Origin of the sequence: Polaromonas sp., assembly GCF_029945925.1 — a bacterium.
Taxonomy (GTDB): domain Bacteria; phylum Pseudomonadota; class Gammaproteobacteria; order Burkholderiales; family Burkholderiaceae_C; genus Polaromonas.
In genome coordinates this window covers 22,214-43,403 of sequence record NZ_JAQSDN010000018.1, presented here as the reverse complement: position 1 = coordinate 43,403, position 21,190 = coordinate 22,214, and the positions used below count along the sequence as shown (strand labels likewise).

22 protein-coding genes and 1 pseudogene are annotated in these 21,190 nt (G+C 65.9%); 6 read left to right on the top strand and 17 right to left on the bottom strand.

What is annotated here, in order from left to right:
- Positions 1-166 precede the first annotated feature (166 nt).
- On the bottom strand, positions 167-787 hold the full coding sequence (locus tag PSV40_RS04765) for a hypothetical protein (RefSeq protein WP_300534858.1): 621 nt from the start codon (positions 785-787) through the stop codon (positions 167-169).
- Positions 788-1,099: 312 nt separating this feature from the next.
- Here PSV40_RS04765 and PSV40_RS04760 point away from each other — a divergent pair, with 312 nt between their 5' ends.
- Positions 1,100-2,086: a VCBS repeat-containing protein gene (locus PSV40_RS04760; RefSeq protein WP_300534855.1), complete on the top strand. Its 987-nt coding sequence runs from the start codon at positions 1,100-1,102 to the stop codon at positions 2,084-2,086.
- Positions 2,087-2,126: 40 nt separating this feature from the next.
- On the opposite strand, the gene PSV40_RS04755 is transcribed toward PSV40_RS04760, so the two are convergent.
- From PSV40_RS04755 to PSV40_RS04745, 3 genes are read right to left on the bottom strand one after another with little or no spacing between them, the layout of a single operon-like run.
- Positions 2,127-2,717, bottom strand: a complete 591-nt coding sequence (locus PSV40_RS04755) for a carboxymuconolactone decarboxylase family protein (protein ID WP_300534852.1) — start codon at positions 2,715-2,717, stop codon at positions 2,127-2,129.
- Positions 2,718-2,751: 34 nt separating this feature from the next.
- Positions 2,752-3,693 (bottom strand): DHHA1 domain-containing protein, encoded by a 942-nt coding sequence (locus PSV40_RS04750; RefSeq protein WP_300534849.1) that lies wholly within the window; start codon positions 3,691-3,693, stop codon positions 2,752-2,754.
- Between the two features lie 44 nt (positions 3,694-3,737).
- Entirely contained in the window at positions 3,738-4,115 is a 378-nt protein-coding gene (locus PSV40_RS04745; protein WP_300534846.1) for a hypothetical protein, read from the bottom strand.
- Between the two features lie 275 nt (positions 4,116-4,390).
- Between PSV40_RS04745 and PSV40_RS04740 the strand changes: the two genes are divergently transcribed.
- Positions 4,391-4,858, top strand: a complete 468-nt coding sequence (locus tag PSV40_RS04740) for a TerB family tellurite resistance protein (RefSeq protein ID WP_300534843.1) — start codon at positions 4,391-4,393, stop codon at positions 4,856-4,858.
- A 99-nt stretch (positions 4,859-4,957) separates the two neighbouring features.
- On the opposite strand, the gene PSV40_RS04735 is transcribed toward PSV40_RS04740, so the two are convergent.
- Genes PSV40_RS04735 through PSV40_RS04715 form a run of 5 tightly spaced genes read right to left on the bottom strand, consistent with a single transcriptional unit; the run spans position 4,958 to position 9,213 of the window.
- Positions 4,958-5,347 (bottom strand): hypothetical protein, encoded by a 390-nt coding sequence (locus PSV40_RS04735; RefSeq protein WP_300534841.1) that lies wholly within the window; start codon positions 5,345-5,347, stop codon positions 4,958-4,960.
- Between the two features lie 41 nt (positions 5,348-5,388).
- Positions 5,389-6,123: an ABC transporter ATP-binding protein gene (locus PSV40_RS04730; protein ID WP_300534839.1), complete on the bottom strand. Its 735-nt coding sequence runs from the start codon at positions 6,121-6,123 to the stop codon at positions 5,389-5,391.
- A 14-nt stretch (positions 6,124-6,137) separates the two neighbouring features.
- A complete protein-coding gene (locus PSV40_RS04725) occupies positions 6,138-7,331 on the bottom strand; it encodes an ABC transporter permease (RefSeq protein ID WP_300534836.1) in 1,194 nt (397 codons plus the stop codon).
- Entirely contained in the window at positions 7,328-8,545 is a 1,218-nt protein-coding gene (locus PSV40_RS04720; RefSeq protein ID WP_300534833.1) for an efflux RND transporter periplasmic adaptor subunit, read from the bottom strand. Before PSV40_RS04720 ends, PSV40_RS04725 begins: the two co-directional genes overlap by 4 nt.
- Entirely contained in the window at positions 8,542-9,213 is a 672-nt protein-coding gene (locus PSV40_RS04715; RefSeq protein ID WP_300534830.1) for a TetR family transcriptional regulator, read from the bottom strand. The genes PSV40_RS04720 and PSV40_RS04715 overlap by 4 nt, the downstream gene beginning before the upstream one ends.
- A gap of 106 nt (positions 9,214-9,319) precedes the next feature.
- Between PSV40_RS04715 and PSV40_RS04710 the strand changes: the two are divergent.
- Positions 9,320-9,544, top strand: a pseudogene (locus PSV40_RS04710) (TerB family tellurite resistance protein); the annotation flags it as partial.
- Positions 9,545-9,628: 84 nt separating this feature from the next.
- Here PSV40_RS04710 and PSV40_RS04705 read toward each other — a convergent pair.
- The 3 genes from PSV40_RS04705 to PSV40_RS04695 form a co-directional block, all read right to left on the bottom strand.
- A complete protein-coding gene (locus PSV40_RS04705) occupies positions 9,629-11,659 on the bottom strand; it encodes an ATP-binding protein (RefSeq protein ID WP_300534828.1) in 2,031 nt (676 codons plus the stop codon).
- The gene (locus PSV40_RS04700) at positions 11,656-11,862 is read right to left on the bottom strand and encodes a hypothetical protein (RefSeq protein ID WP_300534825.1); all 207 of its coding nucleotides are present in this window, start codon (positions 11,860-11,862) and stop codon (positions 11,656-11,658) included. Before PSV40_RS04700 ends, PSV40_RS04705 begins: the two co-directional genes overlap by 4 nt.
- A gap of 144 nt (positions 11,863-12,006) precedes the next feature.
- Complete coding sequence (locus PSV40_RS04695; protein ID WP_300534823.1) at positions 12,007-14,346, bottom strand: xanthine dehydrogenase family protein molybdopterin-binding subunit; 2,340 nt, start codon at positions 14,344-14,346, stop codon at positions 12,007-12,009.
- Between the two features lie 153 nt (positions 14,347-14,499).
- On the opposite strand from PSV40_RS04695, the gene PSV40_RS04690 reads away from it, so the two are divergent.
- Positions 14,500-14,757, top strand: coding sequence for a hypothetical protein (locus PSV40_RS04690; protein ID WP_300534820.1), 258 nt, complete (start codon positions 14,500-14,502; stop codon positions 14,755-14,757).
- A 315-nt stretch (positions 14,758-15,072) separates the two neighbouring features.
- Positions 15,073-15,435: a response regulator gene (locus tag PSV40_RS04685; RefSeq protein WP_300534918.1), complete on the top strand. Its 363-nt coding sequence runs from the start codon at positions 15,073-15,075 to the stop codon at positions 15,433-15,435.
- A gap of 27 nt (positions 15,436-15,462) precedes the next feature.
- Here the strand turns inward: PSV40_RS04685 and PSV40_RS04680 are convergent, their stop codons facing one another.
- The 3 genes from PSV40_RS04680 to ylqF form a co-directional block, all read right to left on the bottom strand.
- The gene (locus tag PSV40_RS04680; protein ID WP_300534818.1) at positions 15,463-15,894 is read right to left on the bottom strand and encodes an Hsp20/alpha crystallin family protein; all 432 of its coding nucleotides are present in this window, start codon (positions 15,892-15,894) and stop codon (positions 15,463-15,465) included.
- 39 nt (positions 15,895-15,933) lie between these two features.
- A complete protein-coding gene (locus PSV40_RS04675; protein WP_300534816.1) occupies positions 15,934-16,374 on the bottom strand; it encodes an Hsp20/alpha crystallin family protein in 441 nt (146 codons plus the stop codon).
- A 270-nt stretch (positions 16,375-16,644) separates the two neighbouring features.
- A complete protein-coding gene (gene ylqF / locus PSV40_RS04670; protein WP_300534813.1) occupies positions 16,645-17,598 on the bottom strand; it encodes a ribosome biogenesis GTPase YlqF in 954 nt (317 codons plus the stop codon).
- Positions 17,599-17,819: 221 nt separating this feature from the next.
- Between ylqF and PSV40_RS04665 the strand changes: the two genes are divergently transcribed.
- Entirely contained in the window at positions 17,820-18,509 is a 690-nt protein-coding gene (locus PSV40_RS04665) for a type 1 glutamine amidotransferase domain-containing protein (protein ID WP_300534810.1), read from the top strand.
- A gap of 30 nt (positions 18,510-18,539) precedes the next feature.
- Here the strand turns inward: PSV40_RS04665 and gshA are convergent, their stop codons facing one another.
- Together gshA and PSV40_RS04655 are read right to left on the bottom strand one after the other, a co-directional pair.
- Positions 18,540-20,129: a glutamate--cysteine ligase gene (gene gshA, locus PSV40_RS04660; RefSeq protein ID WP_300534807.1), complete on the bottom strand. Its 1,590-nt coding sequence runs from the start codon at positions 20,127-20,129 to the stop codon at positions 18,540-18,542.
- Between the two features lie 254 nt (positions 20,130-20,383).
- Positions 20,384-21,085 carry an alpha/beta hydrolase gene (locus tag PSV40_RS04655; RefSeq protein ID WP_300534803.1) on the bottom strand — a complete coding sequence of 234 codons (702 nt, stop codon included), beginning with the start codon at positions 21,083-21,085 and terminating at the stop codon, positions 20,384-20,386.
- Positions 21,086-21,190: the final 105 nt, after the last annotated feature.

Genomic DNA, 21,190 nt, shown 5'->3' with positions numbered 1-21,190 from the left:
CTGGCCTTAAACCCGCTCCGTTTTTGATAGCTGCCTGCGCCCGCCACATGTGGGCTGGAGGTCGTTTTGATCATCAAACACAAAAAAAGCCAGGCACTGCCTGGCTTTTTTGTCCGGGCGCTCTGAACGCCCGGGGCCTGCCTTAACCGCAGCCTTATCCGCGACTTTATCCGCGGCCGTTGCGGCGGTCGTTGCGCATCATGCGCTCGACCTGGTCGCGCAGCGCGGTCAGCTCGTTGCGCAGTTGCCGGCGCTCCTGCTGGGTCACGACGCCGTCGGCCTTGAAGGCTTGCTCATGGCGCTCGATGACACGCTCGCGGCTGTACAGCCTGCGCGCTTCGCGCTGGGTGATGCGGCCGGTGCGCACACCCTCGTCGATGCGCTGGCTGATCTTGTACTCAAGCCTGTCGATGCCGTTGGTATTGGTATTGCCGCCAGCGACGGGGGGCGCGTTGTAAACGTTGTTGGTCATCATGCGTTCCACATCGGCGCTCAGGGCGCCCAGGTCGGCGCGCAACTGCTGGCGCTCCTGCGGGTTGGTACTGCCGTTGGCCTTGTAGCGCATTTCGCGGGCTTCGATCTCGCGGTCACGCTGGTACAGCGCCTGCGCCTCGGAAGGTGTGATGTGGCCGGACGCCAGGCCCTGCTGGATGCGCGCGCTGATCGCCTGCTGCGACTGGTCGATGCCGGGGGTGTGGTTGTTGCCTTGCGCCATCGCCGGGGCCATGCCCAGACCGGCGAACAAGGCGGATGCCAACAAGGAAGCGGTCAACAGTTTCGATTTCATGGGGTTCTCCTGCGATGCGGGTGAATAACCAGCAGCCCGGGGGCAGCTTGCGGTGGCTGGAAGGGTTTCCAGGGTCGGCAAGCGGCAGTGGGAGCTGCTCCTGAATCACTGCTTTTTGAAGGCTTGTGTGTGATTCAGTGAGGCCATTGTTGGCCTGGCTTTGTGAAGGCCGTGTAAGGAAAACGGAGATTTACCGGGCATTTACCGCGCGACTGCAGTGGTATCCAGATGCGCGTGGGAACCGGCGCACACACCCGTGCAAACGTGGGCATGATTCCTGTAAGAAAAGTCAGCCCGGCACGACCAACTTTCATGACATCCACCTTCCCGGGCCAAGCCCGGCTCCCACGCCTGCTGCGCCGCGGCGTACCCCTGTTGCTGGCCTCATGGGCACTGGCCGGCACGTCCTCGGCGATGGAGCTCCGGGTGGAAGCGTCGTCAGCCCAGTGTGGCGTTCATGCGCCGGCCCCGCCTGCGCCGCCCGCAGCGGCCAGGCAACGCCTGCCGCAAAGCCAGGCCGTGCAGGGGCAGAAAGACATTCTGTGGGCCTGGCTGGGCTCACCCACCGCACGCTACCCGCACGCGGCGCTGGGTTCACCGGTCCACGCGGCCAGCCTGCATGTGCTGGTGTCCGGCGCATCGGGCGCCGCGCAAGAGCTGGTGTATCACCTGCCGCTGCACCGGGTGTTTGAAGACAGGGTGCCCAGGCTCGCCGATCTGGATGCTGACGGACGCGATGAAATAATTCTTGTCGAAGCCGACGCGCTGCGTGGCGCGGCGGTGGTGGTGTTTGGGTTACGCGCCAGCCCGCAGCCCCGCGCCGCCACCGACGCAGATTCCGGCAGGACCTTGTCCGAAGTGGCCCGCAGCCCCTATGCCGGCGCCACCTTCCGCTGGCTCAACCCGGTGGGCGTTGCCGACTTTGACGGCGACGGCAAGCCCGACATCGCCAGCGTGACCACGCCCCACGTCGGCGGCGTGCTCACGCTGTACCACTTTCGCCCGCCCCGGCTCGAGGCCTACGCCAGGGCGATGGATGTCTCCAACCACCGCATGGGTGCGCTGGAGCAACAACTGGCGGTGACGGTTGAACAGCCGGGCAGCCGGCCCGCGATGGTTGTCCCGGACATGCAGCTTGCGGCCTTGCATGCGCTGCGCTGGGACGCGCCGGGACAATGGACAGAGCTCGCCGATCCCAAGCCACTGCCGGCCCGCGTCGAACGGCTGACCCCTTTGGCCGGCGGCGGCTGCCTGCTGCTGGCTGACGCCTCGTGGTGGCGCGTGACGCTGATGCCCTAGCCCTGGCCGCCTGCGCGGCGGACCCGCCGGGCCCACGCCATCACCCGTGTTTGCCCGCCGTCCAGCCCTGGCCGCCCAGGGCCTGCGTGGCCACGGCCGCGGGACTGGCTTCTAGCGGTGTGGCCATGGTGTCGTTCCAGCGATTCAAAAAAGCAAACATCGCCACCACGCCGAGGATTTCGGTGATTTCGCTGTCGCTCCAGTGCTGCTGCAGCTGTGCAAACTGTTCGTCGGTCACGGCGTTGGGCTGGCTGGCCGCGGCTAGCGCGAAGTCCAGGGCCAGGCGCTCGCGCTGGCTGTAGAGCGGGCTGCTGGCATAGGTCCAGACGTCGGCGAGCTTGGCTTCGCTGATGCCGAAATTCCTGGCCCCCAGCAGGGTGTGGGCCTGGCAATACAGGCAGCCCGCCACCTTGCTCACCACATGGCCGATCAGCCGCCGAAAGCCCAGGTCCACCTCGCCCTCGGGGTCCATCACCGCGCCGTTGAGCTGCGCCAGCGCCTGCACGAGTTTGGGCTTGCGCTGCATGGTCAGCACACTGTTGGGCGTGAACCCCAGCGTGGTCAGGAAGAAGTCGAAGTGCGGTTTGAGCGCCGGCGTGGTGTCGGGCGGCAGGGGTGCAAGGCGTGGCATGGCTGGGGTGTCCGTTGGTGGTGTTTGTGGGTGGTTAACGGGCTTCGGTTCCCGGCGCCGCAGCCGCGTCGAACACGCCGCTGAGCAGCTCTGGCAGCCTGTCGATGGGCATCTTGAAACCACAGGCCTGCGCGTGGCCGCCGCCGCCCATGCTTTCGGCCAGCGCGATGCAATCGAAGCCGCGTTGCGAACGCAACCCGGCCTTGACCACGCCGCCCGGAGCCACCGTCCACATCAGCGCAAAGGTGCCGCTTTGTTTTGAAAGCAGGTCGCCCACCAGGCTGTGAAACACGCCGGGCGCGTTGACCATCAGGCCGTGCTGGCCGTTGAAGACAACGGGCTGCGCGTTTTCGGCGATGCCGGCCGCGAGCTTGCTGAATTTTTCGTCCATGGCCTGGCCGCGCGCCATGAAGGCTGCCACCTGTTCGGGGCTGAAGGCGGCGATCGCCGCCCAGCGCGCAAAGTCGTGGGGCTCCATGTCGAGCGCCGCCAGAAAGGCAGGGCTTTCGGGGTGGCGCCAGACCCAGATGTCACGGTCCTCGATGTAACGAACGAGGTCCGGCAACGGGGTAGCGGGATGGAAAAACTCCCAGGCCAGGCGAGCGCCACATTTGTCCATGTCGAAATGCACCACACCGCAACGGCAGGCAAACCCGGTGAGTTTTTCCGCGGCGCTTTTGTGGTGGTCGAGCAGCACGAGTTTGGCGGCGCGTTCTTCGATGCCGCGCAGGATCTCGGCGGAAAACGAAAAGTCGAGGATGTACACCGCGCGCCCGGCCAGTGCCGGCAGGTCATCGACCGAGCGCGTGTCGCCGTGGTCCAGCCCCACCAGCTCGGCCCGGCCTTCGTAATACAGCCAGGCGGCCAGGGCCGCGGCAAAGCCGTCCGGACAGCCGCGGCCGTGGTACAGGATCAGGGGCTGCGGATCGTTTCTGTCGGGCGCAACCAGCAGTTGCAGGGGAAGTATGTTTTTCATGGCCTTCCCATTGTCGCCCGGCGGCGGCACGGGCTCCCCGGGGATCAGTCGCGGGGCCGGCGGCTGGCGGCTTCTTCGGCGCTTTCCATGTGCTCGCTCGGCCGGTCGGTGTGCGACACCCAGAGGCCGTCGGCCACATAACCGGGGCCTTTCATGATCATCACGATGACACAACCAAAAGCCACCGTGACCACCATGGACCAGTGAAACAGGATGGCGCCCAGCACGATGTAACCCACCATCTGTTCCCAACGGGCCTGGGCGGCACCGGCGGCGGGATCGTTGAACAGGTACACCAGCCCCAGGACCAGCAGGGGCAGCAGCGTGCCCACCGCGGCAATGAGCGGCAACTTGCGCCACAGCGTCCATTCCAGGCCGCTGGCGGCGCGCCGGGAGTTGGGGAGTTTTTTCAACCAGTTCATAGTGGGCGCGGCACTCCATGGAAAACTCGTTGCGCGATGCCCAGTATTCCAGAGCAGGAACCGCCCGGCCATGACATGGGTCAGGAGCTACTTCCGACGGAAAGCAAAAACGCCCTTTGTTGTAGCCCAACTTCTCCCGCCCTGCAGCAACGCGCCCCCTTGTCCCTGTCGACGGTGTGGGAGCCCGCCGCCCGGCACCGGGGCGGGAACCAATCCGCGCTCTGCCGGCTCCATCAGTGTTTGCGCGCATGGCCGCAAAGCTCCCAAGGAAGCCCATGCTCAGAACCCTCAAAGACCTGTTTGACACTTTCACGGCGCCTGCCCAGGCCTCCTCACCCGCCGAGCGCGAACATGAGCTGCAACTGGGCACCGCCGTTCTGCTGGTGGAAGTCATGCGCGCCGACCCCACCATCACGGCCGCCGAAAGGGCCACCGTGCTGGACACGCTGCGCGGAAAATTTTCGCTCGCCGACGACGAGCTGGCCCGCCTGCTGGAACTGGCAGAGGACACGGCCAGGACCAGCCACGACTACCACCGCTTCACCTCCGCCATGAACGAGCACTTCACGCAGGCGCAGAAGATTCACATGGTGGAAACCATGTGGCAGGTGGCGTATTCGGACGCCCACCTCGACGCGCACGAAAACCACCTGATCGGCAAGATCGCCGGCCTGCTGCATGTCACGCATGGCGAATACATAGGCGCCAAGATGCGCGCCAGGGAAGCCGCCGGCCATGCCTGAGCGGGCGTCAGGCGCCTGAATTTGCTCTGTTATTGATAGCTGCTCGCGCCCGTTCCAAAAGGGCTACAGGCACTTTTTACATACTCCGGCCAGCCCGTGTCAGTGTGATGGTTTCAATACACGCAGCGCCACGACGGCCACCAACCCCCAAAACAGCAGCCTGAGCGCCAGCGCACCCACCGTGCGTGTTTCATAGGCACCCCCACCCGCAACATGCACGGCGAAGGCGCCCGCGACGAGGGCCGTGGCCAGCGCCAGCAGGCTGGCCGCCCAGGCGGCCCAGCGACGCCCCCGCCACAGTCCGAAGCCACTGAGCACATAGGCGAAGCCGGCGAGAAAGTTGAACCACAACACGAAGTCCACGGCGTTGCCCACGGCGACGCGTGCCTCGGTGCCGCCAAACAGCGCACGCCCGCCACTGAAGACCGTGAGTACGCCGAAAACGATGGCCACAGCGGCGAGGATTTTGAGGAGTCGGGAAGTGTTCATGCGAGGTCCTTTCATGCGTCGGGAGCGCACCCATCCAGTCATCAAAAGCTCAACCCCTGGCCGGCTTCTTCAATCGTCTGGCCATCACGGATGTGATAGATGCGCTTGAACGTGGGAATGATTTTTTCGTCGTGGGTCACCACGATGATCGCGGTCTGGGCCTGCCGGGCCATCTGGTTCAGGATGCGCATGACGGCGAGCGCCCGTTCGCTGTCGAGCGGGGCGGTGGGTTCGTCGGCCAGGATCACAGGCGGACGATTCGCCAACGCCCGCGCAATCGATACGCGCTGCTGCTCACCGCCCGACAGTTGCGAGGGCTCGGCCCTGGCGCGGTGGGCCACATCCAGCGCGGTCAGTAGTTCCAGCGCCCGGGCCCGGGCCTGGGCATTGGATACGCCGGCCAGCATGGGCAGCAGGGCCACGTTGTCGGTGATGTCCAGAAAGGGAATCAGGTACGGTGCCTGAAACACAAAACCGATGCGGTCGCGCCGCAGGGCACGCAGGTCGGAGGTGGCCCAGCCATTGTCGTAAATCACGTCGCTGCCCAGCGTCATGCGCCCCGACGTGGGTTCAATGATGGCACCCAGGCATTTGAGCAGCGTGCTTTTGCCCGAGCCCGAGGGGCCCACCAGTCCCACGACCTCGCCGGGGCCCACGGTCATGTTGACGTTCCTGAGTGCCTCGACGGCGGTGTCGCCCTGGCCATACACCTTGCGCAGGCCTTCAATGCGGATGCCGCCGGCGCTTGCCGGGGTGGCCGGGGTTGCAGGGGTCATGTCCATCACCCGGGTCATCCGATCGCCTCTGCGGGATCGACCTTGAGTGCCGCGCGGATGGCCAGTGTGCTGGCCAGCGCACAGATCAGCAGCGTGCCACCCAGCCCCATCATGGCATCCTGCGTCAGCAGCAGCACGAACTTGGGAAACACCGGCGCCCAGAGGGTGGCGCTCACCTTGCCGACGACAAAACCAATCAGTCCCAGGCCCAGCGCCTGCTGCAGGATCATGCTGGCGATCGTCAGGTTGCGCGTGCCGATGAGCTTGAGCACCGCGATCTCGCGAATTTTGCCCAGCGTCATGGTGTAGATGATGAAGGCCACGATGGCTGCGCTGACCACCGCCAGAATCACCAGGAACATGCCGATCTGCCTGGCCGAAGTGGCAATCAGCTTGGCGACCAGAATTTCCTCCATGCCATCCCGCGTGAACACCTCCAGGTGCTTCCAGCGGCGAATCGGCTCGGCCACCTGCCCGGCCTCGAACCCGGGTGCCAGCTGCACCAGCACGGCATTGACGTTGCGGCTGCTGGTCTGCAGCGCCTGCACCGCATCAAGCAGGCCCGGCACGCCGGGGCGGTTGAAAGCCGGGTTGGTGGCGGTTCGGGTGCGGTCGTTGACGATGGCGTCGTTGTCTTTCAGGAACTGCGCCTCCTGGGCGTCCTTGAGCGGGATGAACACCATCGGGTCGCCGCCCGAGGACACCATGCGTTGCGTCAGTCCCACCACGGTGTAATCGTGGCGGCGGATGCGGATGCGCTCGCCCAGGGCAAAGCCGGTTTTCACATCGGCCACGGCTTCGTAATGGCTGCGTGTGAGCTGGCGGCCCGCCACCAGATAACCCGGCTCGCCTGGCTGGCCGGATTCGATCCCGACCACCATGGCGCGGATGTCGTCGCCGTCACGGCTTTGAACCTGCATGGTGAAGTAGGTCACGTTGGCTGCCTGCGCCACACCGGGCATGCCGCGCACGCTGCGCACCACATCGTCTTTCAGGCTTGACGATTCGGCATACGGCCCCTGCGTGTCCTTTTGCACCACCCACAGGTCGGCCCGGCTGTTGGTCAGCAGGGCCTGTGCGTCATCGACCATGCCGCGGTAGACACCGGCCATGGTCAGCGTCACACCGATCAGCAGGCCCAGGCCCACGCCCGTGAGCACAAACTTGCCCCAGCTGTGCGCAATGTCGCGCCCGGCCAGACTGATCACGGGGCGGTCCCTTTGCGTCCGTCCTTGATCAACGTGTCGACCACCTGCACGCGGGCGCCGGGGGTGAGGGCCTTCTGGCTGTACACCACCACCTCGTCACCGGCTGTGAGGCCAGCCATCACCTGCACCTGGCCATCCAGACTGCGGACGCCCAGCCGCACGGGCGCAAACACCGGCTTGCCATGCTCGATGCGCCAGACGCCGGTTTCACCCTGGCGATGCTGGATGCTGGCACTGGGCACCAGCAGTGAGGAAGCTGTTTCAGGCAGCTGCAGCGTGACTTCTGCCAGTTCACCGACGGAGGCGCCCATCGCCCTGGCGGTCGACGCCTGCGCAAAGGCCACCTGGGCGATGCGCTCCTCGGTCACGCTGTCGGCCAGCAGTTCCACGCGCGCAACCTGCCCCGGCACCGGCGTACCCGGATGCGAACGCAGCACGATGCTGGCGGCCAAGCCCGGCGCGAGGCCGGCCGAACGCCCCTGGTCCACCCGCAATTTCACCCACAGGCTGGCCGGGTCGATCAGGCGCAGCACAGGCTGGCCAGCCACCACGGTGGTGCCGGCTTCGGCGTCGCGGCTGGTAACCACCCCATCGGCCGGGGCCAGCAGACGGACGTTGCCGCGTTGCTGCTGCAGGCCGGCGCGCTCTGCCTTCTGGCGGGCCACGTCCTGGCCAGCGCCGGCCAGATTGGCCTGGGCAGTCTGCAGCGCAGCGTCGGCGGACGCTTTTTCCTGCATGCGGGATTCAAGCGCAGCGGCACTGATGAAATTTTGCGCGGCCAGCTCCTGGTTGCGTCTGGCATTGATGGCGGCCAGCTCCCGCCGGGCCGCAGCGTCCTTCACCTGGGCCTGCGCAGCTGCCTGCGTGCTGCCCGCGCGGGCCAGTGAGGCATCCAGGGCCGCGAGGCGCTGGTCGAGATCCACCGGGTCCATGTCGGCCAGCAACTGCCCGGCCTTGACCGTGTCGCCCACGTCCACCCGCACAGCCAGCACCCGGCCCGCCGTCGTCGGGCCCACCATCCAGCTGCGCCGGGCTTCCACGGTGCCGATGCCAAAAATCGCCGGGGCCAGGCGACCCTCCTGCACCCGCATGACCGTGATGCGCGTGGCCGCCAGCGGGCCGGTGCGCAACGCCACCCAGGCCAGCGCGCCCACCAGCACCAGGACCAGGGCGCCCAGCGTGATGCGGCGTGAAAACGGAAGTTTGCTTTTCATGAGGTCTCCTTCAAGGCGGGGGCATGCCTGTCTGTCGCTGCTGTCCGACCTCTCCCGGCGGCGAGACCGCGCAGGTAAATCGTGAGCACCCCGCGAGCATGCGTGGTCACGGCGCGGACGTCGCCACTGAGCAGCGACTGCATGACCAGGCCCTGCACCGAACCGATGAACAAGACGGCGGCGGCCTGCAGGTCCGTGCCGGGCGCCAGCAAGCGTTGGTCCTGCGCCTGCTGCAACACCCCCAAGAGCAAGATCCGGTATTTCTGCATCAGGCTGCGCACGCTGGCCTTGAGTGCGGTGTCCTGCGCTTGCTGCAGTTCCTGAAAGATGAGCCGGGGAACGCCGGGATGGGCCACCACAAAGTCCACATGAGCCATGAACACCGCCTGCAACGCTGCCATCGGGGTGGGCGCCGTGCCGGCGGCCGTTTGCAGCCGGGTCATCAGCGTGTCGGACGCCCCCTCCAGCACGGCCAGCCAGATAGCCTCCTTGCTGGCAAAGTGCCGGAACACCGCGCCCTGGCTGATGCCCACGGCCTGCGCCAGATCGCTCGTGGTGATGTCAGCCGGGCTGCGCTGCGCGGCCAGTTGCAGGGCGGCCTCCACCAAGCCGGCCTGGCGGACTTCAGTGGCCTGCTTGATGCGCTTGCCGGTTGCTTCTGCATTCATGGGCATCCAAGTAATTAATAAATTACTTGGATTATGGCTTCAGCCCTGTTGCCGCGCAGGCACGGATCCGACCGAACTTTGATCAAGGTCAAACAACACGGCCAGGACCAGCCACGACTACCACCGCTTTACCTCCGCCATGAACGAGCACTTCACGCAGGCGCAGAAGATTCACATGGTGGAAACCATGTGGCAGGTGGCGTATTCGGACGCCCACCTCGACGCGCACGAAAACCACCTGATCGGCAAGATCGCCGGCCTGCTGCATGTCACGCATGGCGAATACACAGGCGCCAAGATGCGCGCCAGGGAAGCCGCCGGCCATGCCTGAGCGGGCGTCAGCTGTGGGCCTCGGCAAAGACCTGGCACACCCGCCGCTTGAAAGGGGCGCGGGCCGGAACCAGGCGCGCGCCCGTCAGTCCGCGATCAGGGTTTCGATGATGGCAAACAGTTCCGCGGTTTTGATGGGCTTGGCCAGGTAGTCGTCCATGCCGGCCTCCAGGCAACGCTCGCGGTCACCCCGCATGGCGTTGGCCGTCATGGCCACGATGGGCGTGCGCAGGCGCTCCTGTTTGCGTTCGAGCAGGCGAATCGCCTTGGTCGCCTCAATGCCGTCCAGGTCGGGCATCTGCATATCCATCAGGATGACGCAAAAGCGGTGCATCAGGAATTTCTCCACCGCTTCCCGCCCTGTGCCCGCCAGGGTCACGCGGTAGCCGCCACGTTGCAGCAGCGTCATCACCAGGGTCTGGTTGATCAGGTTGTCTTCAACCACCAGCACCGGCAGTTCCTCTTTCGTCCCCGGCGGAAGGGTCGCCGAGAAAACCGGCACGGCGTCCGGCGCCCGCAGGGGCGCCGCATCCTCGGTAAAGGCCATGGTGAAATGGAAACTGCTGCCGGCACCGGGGTTGCTGTCCACCCACAACTCGCCCTGCATCAAGCCGACAAGACGTCGCGAAATCGTCAGCCCCAGGCCCGAGCCGCCAAACCTGCGCGTGGTCGACGTATCTTCCTGGCTGAAGGCCTGGAAAATATGCTGCTGCTTTTCAGGGGAAATGCCGATGCCGGTGTCGGTCACGGTGAAGTGCAGCATGGCGCCGCCGGATTCGCCGGGCTCCAGTGTGCAGTGAACGCTGACCTCGCCGCGGTCGGTGAACTTGACGGCATTGCCCATCAGGTTCAACAGAATCTGCCGCAGGCGCACCTGTTCGCCCACAATCCGCCGGGGCACCACCGGAGCCATGGTGCTGCTCAGGCGCAGCCCTTTTTCCTGCGCCCGCAGGGAAAGCGACTGCACCGTTTCGTCCATCAACCGGTGCAGATCAAAAGGGATCAGCTCCATGGTGAGCATGCCGGCCTCGATTTTCGAAAGGTCCAGAATGTCGTCGATGATGGTCAGCAAGGCATCTGCCGAGGTCTTCACAATGCCGAGAAACTGTCGCTGCTGCGCCGTCAGCTCGGTTTTGAGCACCAGGCCCGTCATGCCCAGGATGCCGTTCATGGGGGTGCGGATCTCGTGGCTCATGTTGGCGAGAAATTCGCTTTTGGCCCGGTTGGCTGACTGTGCTGCCGCGACGGCCTCCTGCAGTTCGTCGCGCCTGGCCCCGCGCTCCTGCACCAGGTCGGCTATCGTGCGGGACAACACGGCGATGTCGTCACTTCCTGCGAAACCGTCGGAAGCAACGTGTGGCAGCAGTTCCGCCAGCGCGCTGCGCAGCGACCCCAAGGCCTCCTCGCGGTTGTCCAACTCTTTTCTCAGGCTGTTGGCGGTCTGGTCGAGAACCTCGAACGTGGGGCGAAATTCCTGAGGCAGGCTCTGCAGCAACGAAGTTGCCGCACGATCGCCATGGCGCGGGAATTCCGCCTGGAAGGTGTTCACGCGCTCCAGCGAACCCAGCCAGTGGCGCAGCGGAAACCAGATCAGCATTAGCCCGCCGGCAACACCCGCCAGCCCCAGCCCCAAGGCAGCCAGCATCGGATGCCACAGGCCTGCGGCTACCTGGTCCACCGCAAAACTCAGGCGCAGCACGCCATAGTCACGCCCGTCCATGGCAATGGTCCGGTTGACGTCATGCAGATGGGCTGCCGCCGCGTCGCGCAGCCACGCGGGGGGATGCACCGGTGGCGGCTGGGCGTTGTCGCTCTCGATGACGCCACCTGCGAAATTGATGAACGAGGCCGACGAAAACTGCGAGCGCAGGACAGCCTTGTCCAGGGTGCGCTTGATGGTGGCGTGGTCGCCGATCACGGCGCTGCCGGAAATGGTCTGCGCCGCCACCTCGACCAGCATGGTCGCCGACTCCTGGGCGTTCTCCACGGCCTCGTTGAACTGGTGATGGTAGAAAAGCCACAAGCCGCTGCAGAGGAACAGCAGCAGTGTCACCGTGTAGAGAAGGTAGACCCGCGCAACCAGCGATCGCGGAAGGAGTCGGGCCAGCGCGATCACTGGCAGTTGCTCAGCGCAGGCCGGCCGCGGCCGACGGGTAGAACTGCCGGCAGGCTGACTACTCTTCCCCACTGGGCGGAAGAAACACGCTGGGTGGTCAGGTTCCAGGCAACGGGCAGATGGATGTCGTCAGGATTGGCCGGGGGGAAGGCATAAACAGCGTTTTCGGCATGCGCGAGGGCACAGCCTGACAGCATGGCCATACAGGCAATACAAGCCATAAGGTGACGAAACACGGAGCGCCTTCAAAGTCAACGTAGCTAAGTGTAACTACAGCTGGGCCGCCCGGTTGGCCTAAGAGCGGCCAGAACGCCCTTGACTTCGACCGATCGATGGTGAGGCGGCGTTCAACCGCCGGGTTGCATCAGCTGCCAGAGCCGCGCTGGTGAAATCGGCATCTGCAGCGCCCTGGCCTGGGCGGCCAGGCCGCGGCGGGCCAGCGCGTCGGCCACGGCGTTGACCACCGTGGGGCCGGCGCCAATGGTGCCAAGCTCACCCACACCCTTGACGCCCAGCGGATTGTTCAGGCAGGGCGTGGACTCGTCCATCTCGGTCCTGAAGTCGGGCGCGGTGTCGGCACGCGGCGCGGCGTAGTCCATCAGGCTGCCGGTCACCGGCTGGCCGGTCTCGCGGTCGTAGACCATGCGCTCGCACAGCGCCTGGCCGATGCCCTGCACCGCGCCGCCGTCGAGCTGGCCGCGCACGATCAGGGGGTTGACGACGCGGCCGACGTCGTTGACCGAGGCGTAGGCCACCACCGCCACCTGGCCGGTCTGCGGGTCGATCTCGACCTCGCTGATGTGGCAGCCGTTGGGCCAGGTCGGCCCGGCCACCGTGGTGGTGGAGTCCACAAAAATGCGTTGCTCGCTCTGGCGACCTGCCAGGTCAAAGAGACCGATGCGCAGGTCGGTGCCTGCGACGGTGAAGTCGCCGCCGGCGTAAATCACGTCCTCGGCGGCGGCCTCAAACTCTTTGGCTGCGAGCTGTTTGCCCAGCGCAATCGCCTTGTCGGCGCCAGCGCGCACCGCCGAGCCGCCGGTGAACAGCGAGCGTGAACCGGCGCTGCCAAAACCGTTGCCGCGGTCGGTGTCGCCCATGACCACACGCACCTTATCCGCGGGCACGCCAAAGGCATCGACCACCAACTGGGTCAGCGTGGTGGCAATGCCCTGCCCCATGGCGTTGACGGCGGTGAAAACTTCGATCATGCCGTCGGCTTGTACGGCCACCGTCACGGTTTCTTCCAGCGCGTTGCCGCCGGTCCACTCAAGGAATGTGGCAATGCCCAGGCCGCGCATTTTTCCGTTCACGGCCGACGCGGCCGCCCGCGCCTCAAACCCTTTCCAGTCGGCCAGCACCAGCGCCTGGTCCATCACCGACTCGAACTTGCCGGTGTCATACACCTGGCCCATGGGGTTTTTGTAAGGCATCTGCGCGGGCTGGATGAAGTTGCGCCGGCGCAGTTCAATGCGGTCGATGCCGGTCTGGCGCGCAGCCTCGTCCATCAGCCGCTCCATCGTGAAGATGGCCTCGGGCCGGCCCGCGCCGCGGTAGGCGCTGGTGGGCGCGGTGTTGGTCAGCACGGCGCTGAAATGAAAGTCGATGGTCTGGATGTCGTAGACGCTGGTCTGCACCCAGGGGCCAATCAGCAGCTGAATGGCCACGCCCGCGCCGGTGGCGTACGCACCCACATTGGCCAGCGAGGCCAGGCGCAGGGCGAGTATTTTTCCGTGCTCGTCGAGCGCCAGTTCGGCGTGGCTGGCCACGTCGCGGCCATGGTAGGCGGAAATGAATTCCTCGCTGCGATCGGCCACCCATTTGACCGGCCGCTGCAGGGCCCGGGCGCAATACGCGGCGGCAATGTCTTCGGGGTAAACGCCGGTTTTCATTCCGAAGCCGCCGCCCACATCCCCGACCACCACCCGCACCTGCTCCTGCGCCATGCCCAGCGCGTCACACACCGAGTTGCGCACACCGGTGGGCATCTGCGTGCTCATGCGTATCGTCAGGCGCTGCGAGGTTTTGTCAAACGCGGCCAGCACCGAGCGCGGCTCCAGGCTCAGCGCATGCAGGCGCTGGTTGACGATGTCCAGCGCCACCACATGCCGGGCTTTTGCAAAGGCGGCGGCAGTGGCTTCCACGCTGCCGTAACGCGTTTCGCAGGCGATGTTGTCGGGCGCTTCCGGCACCAGTGCGGGGGCGCCGGGCGCGGTGGCGTCGTTCATGTCCACCACCATGGGCAGCTCGTCATAGTCCACCATCACGGCTTCGGCCGCGTCGCGGGCCTGCTGCAGGGTCTGCGCGACCACGGCGGCCACCGCCTCGCCGACGAAACGCACCCGTTCATGGGCCAGCACGCGGCGCACGGGTGACACCCCGGGTGAGCCGTCGGCCCTTGGAAAGCCGCTGGAGCCGGGAATCGGCTTGACCCCGTCGGCTACCAAGTCGGCGCCGGTCACGATCTTCAACACACCCGGCATGGCCAGCGCGGCGGCGCTGTCCACCGCGACGATGCGCGCGTGCGGGTAGGGTGAACGCACAAAAAACAGGGCCACCTGCTCCGGCTGGGTCACGTCGTCGGTGAACTGGCCGGCGCCGGCCAGCAGGGCATCGTCTTCGAGGCGGCGAACGGCCTGCCCGCTGCCAAAGCGGGTCGGTTCAATGGCTGCTGCGGGAGTGGGGGACACAAAAGGCTCCTGGAAGTGGCCCGCGCGCGTGGTGAGCGCAGGCCGATAAAAAAGGTAGCCGCCACTATAAGTCCATTGCTGCGATCCGTCCGGCGCGATGCCGACAAGCCCCCCGGGGCACCCTGCCCTTCGCATTTGGCCGACAATCAGGCCATGCCCCTACCTCCTCCCCCTATCCGCAGGCACAGCAACAAGGCCAACAACGAGCTTTTGGTCAAGGGACTCCTGTGCGTCCTGATCGGCCTGGCCGTGCTGGTGTCGCCGTATTTCATTACTTCGCCGGGCATGCAGGGAATCGTGGCCAACGCGTCCCTGGTGGGCTGGTTTGCGCTGGTGCTGGGCCTCGGTTTTGTCGCCGTATATGTGCGCCGGCGGCTGGCCGGCAGGACCGGGCCGTCGGGTCCGCTGTAGTTCCGCCGCCGTTTTTCCAGTCGCGGGCCGATCGCAAGCGCTACTTTTTTTGTAGCTTCAGGCGTCCGGTGCGCAAGGGCTGAGGCCTGTATTGGCATGCAAAGGCGGCACCGTCCCGGCCGGGACGGCGATCCGCACAGGCCCTTTCAAAAGCCCTGTGGCACTCGAAGCGCACTGTCCTACACCGGTGCAGTGCAATCCCTTGCGCCAATCCTGCGGCGATCGGGAGAGACTGGCTACGTGACAACCGTGAACCTTGCCGCCAGTCCCCTCCTGGGACCCGGCCCCTCCTCCCCCACCCAGCGCCCCGCGGCGTTGAAGGTCTATATTGTTGAGGACAACGCGTTCATCCGGGACAACCTTGTCGAAACATTGACCGAGCTGGCCGGCGTGCAGACAGTGGGCTACGCGGAGACCGAACAAAGCGCCTGCACCTGGCTGGCCCAGCACCCGCGCGACTGGCAACTGCTGGTGGTCGATCTTTTCCTTCAACAGGGCAGCGGGTTGGGCGTGCTCAAGGGCTGCAGGCAGCGCTCGAATCAGCAACGCGTGGTGGTGTTGTCCAACTACGCCACCGATGACATCCGCCGGCGCTGCCTGGCGGGCGGTGCGGATGCGGTTTTCGACAAATCCACCGAACTCGACCAGTTCCTGGCCTACTGCACGCGCCTGCACTGACAAGACTCAGGAAGAGACCCGGGAAATTCAGGCCAGGGCCACCTCGATGCGGCGCGACCTGGCCTCTTCGGCCTTGGGAATGCTCAACCTGAGCACCCCGTTTTCGAGCTTCGCCTCGATCTTTGCCGGGTCCAGTTCCCGGCTCAAGGTGAAGGTGCGGCGGTACAGCGGGTTCAGCACCTCGCCGTAAATCAGCGTCATGTCAGCCCCCACCGGCGCCGCAGCAGCCCCTTCAATCACCAGGCTGTCGCCGTCCACCCGCACGGTCAGCCGGTCCCTGGTCACGCCGGGCAAATCGGCCAGCACGGTAAAGCCCGCCTCGTCTTCAAAAATATCCACAGGCGGCAGCACGGCCGTCGTGCGCTGCGATGCAGCACCTTGCGCGCTGTCTGCATCCTGGGTCGCTGTCGCCACATCTCGGGCCGGGTTGCTCTGGCTCAAAGCTGTGTTCTGGTTCATCACATGCTCCTTGAAAAAAAGAAAAAAGGTTCAGGGGTTTCAGTGGATCTGGATCTGGCGCGGCTTCGACGACTCGCGGCGCGCCACCGTGACGCGCAACAGGCCATCGCGGTAGGTCGCACTGATGGCCTCGGGGTCGGCGTCTTCGGGCAGCGAGATCACGCGCCGGAAAGCGCCCTCGTAGCGCTCTTTGGCGTAAACGGCCACCTTGTCGTTGGCCGGCTGTTCGGTCTTGCGTTCGCCGGCCACGACCAGCAGGCCCTTGTCAACCGTGAGCTGCAGCGCGGCGGGGTCGATGCCCGGCGCCAGCGCCAGCACCTCAATGGCCTCGGGCGTGCTGCCCACATTGATCACCGGGAAGGTGTCGCGCGGCATCGCGCGTATGCTGCGGCCGCCGTCGGGCCGGAAAACCTGCTCGAAGTTCTGCTGCAGGCGGTTGAGCTCGGCGAAGATGTCGCCGTACAGGTTCAATCCGTTCATGATGACGATCTCCTTTCATGAAAACTGGGAAGAGACTCACTCCATCAGGTGGGCTGCCGGACAGCCGGGTCAGGCCACGGCGTCTTGGCAAGCGCAGCAACCGTCCCGCGGCGACTACCCTGACGGCAGGGACATATTGGCGCTCCGCTGGCTTTCAAGAGGCCGCAGCCAGAAATTTTGAGGGGAGAGTCGCTGCCGTCGGACAGTGATTGAACCCATCTGATCCGTCTGTTCCGCCCGATGGCACCTCCGGGCGCGCGGGCCCTGTGCTCAACCCTCGCGGGGCGGTCGCGGGATTTTCTTGAAACGCACCAGGCGGTCGGTTTCTATCCTGTCCTTCTTGACCTGCCGCTCGGCATCGAGCAGTTGCCCGGCGGCCAGCCACTGGGCGAACTCCTCGGGCGTTTCCAGCGTGACGCGGCCCAGCGTGGCGGCGCGGAACTCGTAGATCACGATCTCCGCGGCTTTCTGCAGGTTCACGCGGCCTTTGCTCAACACCGCACCGCGCTTGCGGCCGATCTCCTCGAGCAATTGCTCGTCGGTGATGCCCGGCGTCAGCTTGAGCTTGTAGCGCGCTTCCAGCAGGCCCGGGTAGGACGGGATCAGGTAGTCCAGCAGTTCCAGCGCGACCTCTTCCTCGTTGAAGGCATTGCGGCCAATCGCGCCGCTGGCGGCGAGGTTGTAGCCGCTCTTGGCGACGATGATGCGCGGCCACAACATACCCGGCGTGTCCCATAGGTAAAAGCCGTCGGCGAGCACGATGCGCTGCTCGAGTTTGGTGATACCGGCCTCGTCGCCGGTCTTGGTGGCGCGTTTGCCGGTCAGGGTGTTGATCAGCGTGGACTTGCCGACGTTGGGAATGCCGCAGATCAGCACGCGCATGGGTTTGACCATGCTGCCGCGCGTGGGCGCCAGCGCGTGGCAGGCGTCGATCAGGCGGCGCGCCGGCGTGGTTTCACTGGCGTCGAGCGCAATCGCGCTGGTACCGGGCAGGCTGTTGTAGTACGCGAGCCAGAGCGGTGTGCGTGCCGGGTCGGCCAGGTCCTGCTTGTTGAGCACCTTGAGCGCGGGCTTGGCGCCGGTCAGTTCGGCCAGCATGGGGTTGGCGCTGGAGCCGGGCAGGCGCGCGTCCAGCAGCTCGATGACCACATCAATTTCCTTGATGCGCTCACTGATCGCCTTCTTGGTCAGGTGCATGTGACCGGGGAACCACTGGATCGCCATTTTCTGAATGTTCTTTCTTTTCGTTGGCAGGACGCTGCAACTCGATGCAACCGGCCAGCAGGGATTGTGACCCACCCGGGGCGACCGGGCCTGACAGGCCGACCTTCCCCTCGCCTACACGGCGACCGACCCTTGCGCGGGAAGATGTCCAACTGGCCGCGCCATGGCGGCATGACCCCATTTTCACCGCGCGGCGAAGGCTGCGCTTTCAAGGAGCCCCCATGAAGATACTGATGGTTTTGACATCACACGACCAGCTCGGCGACACCGGCAAAAAAACCGGCTTCTGGCTGGAAGAATTTGCAGCGCCCTACTACGTCTTCAAGGACGCAGGTGCCGAGATCACACTGGCCTCACCCCAAGGCGGGCAGCCGCCACTGGACCCGAAAAGCGACGCGCCCGACGCGCAGACCGACGCCACACGACGCTTCAAGGAAGATGCCCCGGCCCAGCAGGCGCTGGCGCACACCGTCAAGTTGGCCGGCCTGAAGGAGGCGGACTTTAACGCCGTGTTCTACCCCGGCGGCCACGGCCCGCTGTGGGACCTGGCCGAAGACAAAACCTCGATCGGGCTGATCGAGCGCATGTTCGCCGCCGGCAAACCGGTGGCGGCGGTCTGCCACGCCCCTGGGGTGTTGCGCCACGCCAAGGCCGCCGGTGGCGCGCCGCTGGTGCAGGGCAAAAAGGTCGCCGGTTTCACCAACACCGAGGAAGCGGCGGCGCAGCTCACCGATGTGGTGCCTTTCCTGGTCGAGGACATGCTGCGCAAGCACGGCGGCCACTACAGCAAGGGTGCCGACTGGCAGTCTTACGTGGTGAACGACGCCAACCTGATCACCGGGCAGAACCCGGCTTCTTCCGAAGCGGCGGCGCATGAAGTGCTGCGCCAGCTGGCCTCCCGGCCGGCCTGAGCCCGCGGGCGGCTTTGCGCAAGCCGCCGGCTACAGTGCGACGGCGGCCTCGCGCCGGGGCACGCCGAGCCGGTCGGGCGAGACATACTGCTGGCGGTAGATCTCGAACGGCAGGGTGTCGGCCGCCTCGATTTTTTTCTGCTCGGCGACGGACTGGCGCGACAGCGCCTCGAACGCGGCCTGCTGCTCTGCGGAAAACGGCAGGCCGAGCAGCGCCTCTTTGGTCAGGGCCGAGCGGGACCGCGCAAACGCCACGAAGGAGTTCTCGTGGTCCTTCGCCATCGCCGCCAGCACGCGGGCCGACGGCAGGGTGGCGGGGTCCAGCAGCGCCGCCTCGGCAGCGCGCAGGGTGTCGCTGTACTGCGTGCCGCCGTTGGCCGCGTCCAGCGCGGCGGCAATCGGTGCGCACTGCGCCACCACCTCGGCACCCCAGCCGGTCAGCGGCACCTCGCGCCCGCCGCGCTTGAGCAGCAGGCCGGCCTGGCGCCCGCGCGCCGCCGTGTGGTGCTGGTTGTGCTTGAGTTCGGCGATCTCCTGCGGCGTGTCGGGCGGGCTGTCGCTGAGCAGGCAGTGCAGCAGGAACACGTCGAGAAAACGCATGGTCTGGGCGTTGATGCCGACCGGCTCGAACGGGTCCAGGTCCATCAGGCGCACTTCGATGTATTCGACGCCGCGCTCGCGCAGTGCATGCAAGGGGCGTTCGCCCGGGAAAATCACGCGTTTGGGCCGGATGGTGCCGTAAAACTCGTTTTCGATCTGCAGCAGCGTGGTGCCCAGCTGGTTGTAGTCGCCGCCCGGGTTCTGGATGCCGACCGCTTCATAGGCCGGGTAAGGCCGTGTCAGCGCGTCCTGCAGCGACGCGCCATAACCTTCCAGGCTGTTGTAGCTGACGGCCAGCGAGGCCTGCGCATCGCTCTGGTAGCCCAGGCGCCCCATGCGCAGCGAGGTGCCGTGCGGCATGAACATGGTGCTGTCCGAGAGCTGCTGCAGCTCGTGCTGGCGCCCGGCGACAAAAGAGGAACACACGGCCGGCGAGGCGCCGAACAGGTAAAGCAGCAAAAACGCATGGCGGCGGAAATTGCGGATCAGCGCAAAGTACTGCTCACTCGTCACCTCGGGCAGCGACCAGTTGTAGTGGATGCCCGAGATGGTCTGCATGCGCCGGCCATAGCGGTGCGACAGGCCCATGCGGTAGACGCTTTTGGCGCGCCCGACGTTGGACGAACCGAAACGCGCGATCGGGATGGTCTCGTCGGTCGGCAGGCCGCAGGGCATGCTGGAGACCCAGAGCATTTCGTCGCCAACCGCCTGCATCGCGCGGTAGGTGAACTGGTGAATCTGCGTGAGTTCGCGCAGCGCGGCGTCCGCGCCGTCGCCCAGGCCCTTGTGTGCGGCGGTGACGAGTTCGACCTGGGACTCGCTGAAGTCGGTGGTGATGCACGGGTGCGTCAGGGCCGAGCCCAGCGCGGCCGGGTGCGGCGTCAGCGCCAGCGCGCCGCCGGGCTGGGCGCGCAGGCTTTCCTTCTCGATGCCGCGGCGCATGCCTTTCAGCCTGGCAGGGCCGAGCGCCTGGAGGCGGTCTCCCAAAAGCGCGGCAGATCGCGCGTGCAAGCTGGTCATAAAGTTTTCCCTCTGAATCTTTCGTGGCGTGCAAGGTATCACAGGCCGGGGTTGTTTGCAGGCTGCGCAGCCTGGCACTTGGCCAGCAGCGGCAGCCCGGCGCGGCCTGCCGCTGCTGGCCTGTGCGAGCCACTCTTTTTTTGATAGCTGGCACCGCCCGCCCTGCTTGGGCTCGGGCGCTATTTCATCTTCAAAATCAGAAAACCGGGGCAGGTCGGCCCGCGGAACCGCCGGGCGCCATGTCGGGAAAGCCCTTACGCATGCCCGGTCTGGCCCGAAGCGTTAGGCGGGTTATCAGACAACACCTGCAGCAGCCACTGGTTCATGTCGGCGATCTCCTCCATGCAGACCGCGTGTTCCATGTCGTATTCGTGCCAGTCCACCGGATACCCCAGCGCCGCCAGCGCGTCGCGCGTCCCGGTGGCCGCGGCCAGCGGCACCACACCGTCGCGCTTGCCGTGCGCCAGGAAAATCGGCAGACCTCCGTTGGCCGGACTGCGCTCTGCCGCCACGGTATGCGCCAACGGCAGGTAACCCGACAGGCCCATGATGCCGGCCAGGCGTTCGGGATAACGCAGGCCCGTCATCAGAGCCATCGCACAGCCCTGGGAAAAGCCGGCCACCACGATGCGGCTGGCAGGAATGCCGCGCGAGACTTCGCGTTCCAGCAGCGTGTTGATGGCGGCCTGGGTCTGGCGCATGCCGGTTTCGTCCTGGCCTGCCGTCAGGTTGGCACCCAGGATGTCGTACCAGGCGGGCATCTGGTAGCCGCCGTTGATGGTGACGGGAATCACCGGCGCGTGGGGAAACAGAAAACGCACCGGGCCCACGCTGGACAAATCGAGCTGCTCGGCCACAGGAACAAAATCACGGCCGTCGGCGCCCAGGCCGTGCATGATCAGGATGGTGGCGACGGGCTGCTCGCCCGTCTGGGCTTCGGTAATTTCAAGAGACATGGGTCAACCCGGTAGTCGGTGGGGAAGCCGGCCGCCGCAGGTCGGTGCATGCAGGCAGCGGGCGCAAGCTGCTGATTTTATGGCAATGCCCCGGCCCGTCTCGCG

What these genes read in the sequence shown, in the direction of transcription:
- PSV40_RS04765 (WP_300534858.1), bottom strand. Translation starts at nt 787, where the DNA reads ATGAAATCGAAACTGTTGACCGCTTCCTTGTTGGCATCCGCCTTGTTC.
- PSV40_RS04760 (WP_300534855.1), top strand. Translation starts at nt 1,100, where the DNA reads ATGACATCCACCTTCCCGGGCCAAGCCCGGCTCCCACGCCTGCTGCGC.
- PSV40_RS04755 (WP_300534852.1), bottom strand. Translation starts at nt 2,717, where the DNA reads ATGCCACGCCTTGCACCCCTGCCGCCCGACACCACGCCGGCGCTCAAA.
- PSV40_RS04750 (WP_300534849.1), bottom strand. Translation starts at nt 3,693, where the DNA reads ATGAAAAACATACTTCCCCTGCAACTGCTGGTTGCGCCCGACAGAAAC.
- PSV40_RS04745 (WP_300534846.1), bottom strand. Translation starts at nt 4,115, where the DNA reads ATGAACTGGTTGAAAAAACTCCCCAACTCCCGGCGCGCCGCCAGCGGC.
- PSV40_RS04740 (WP_300534843.1), top strand. Translation starts at nt 4,391, where the DNA reads ATGCTCAGAACCCTCAAAGACCTGTTTGACACTTTCACGGCGCCTGCC.
- PSV40_RS04735 (WP_300534841.1), bottom strand. Translation starts at nt 5,347, where the DNA reads ATGAACACTTCCCGACTCCTCAAAATCCTCGCCGCTGTGGCCATCGTT.
- PSV40_RS04730 (WP_300534839.1), bottom strand. Translation starts at nt 6,123, where the DNA reads ATGACCCCTGCAACCCCGGCCACCCCGGCAAGCGCCGGCGGCATCCGC.
- PSV40_RS04720 (WP_300534833.1), bottom strand. Translation starts at nt 8,545, where the DNA reads ATGAAAAGCAAACTTCCGTTTTCACGCCGCATCACGCTGGGCGCCCTG.
- PSV40_RS04715 (WP_300534830.1), bottom strand. Translation starts at nt 9,213, where the DNA reads ATGAATGCAGAAGCAACCGGCAAGCGCATCAAGCAGGCCACTGAAGTC.
- PSV40_RS04700 (WP_300534825.1), bottom strand. Translation starts at nt 11,862, where the DNA reads ATGGCCATGCTGTCAGGCTGTGCCCTCGCGCATGCCGAAAACGCTGTT.
- PSV40_RS04690 (WP_300534820.1), top strand. Translation starts at nt 14,500, where the DNA reads ATGCCCCTACCTCCTCCCCCTATCCGCAGGCACAGCAACAAGGCCAAC.
- PSV40_RS04680 (WP_300534818.1), bottom strand. Translation starts at nt 15,894, where the DNA reads ATGAACCAGAACACAGCTTTGAGCCAGAGCAACCCGGCCCGAGATGTG.
- PSV40_RS04675 (WP_300534816.1), bottom strand. Translation starts at nt 16,374, where the DNA reads ATGAACGGATTGAACCTGTACGGCGACATCTTCGCCGAGCTCAACCGC.
- ylqF (WP_300534813.1), bottom strand. Translation starts at nt 17,598, where the DNA reads ATGGCGATCCAGTGGTTCCCCGGTCACATGCACCTGACCAAGAAGGCG.
- PSV40_RS04665 (WP_300534810.1), top strand. Translation starts at nt 17,820, where the DNA reads ATGAAGATACTGATGGTTTTGACATCACACGACCAGCTCGGCGACACC.
- gshA (WP_300534807.1), bottom strand. Translation starts at nt 20,129, where the DNA reads ATGACCAGCTTGCACGCGCGATCTGCCGCGCTTTTGGGAGACCGCCTC.
- PSV40_RS04655 (WP_300534803.1), bottom strand. Translation starts at nt 21,085, where the DNA reads ATGTCTCTTGAAATTACCGAAGCCCAGACGGGCGAGCAGCCCGTCGCC.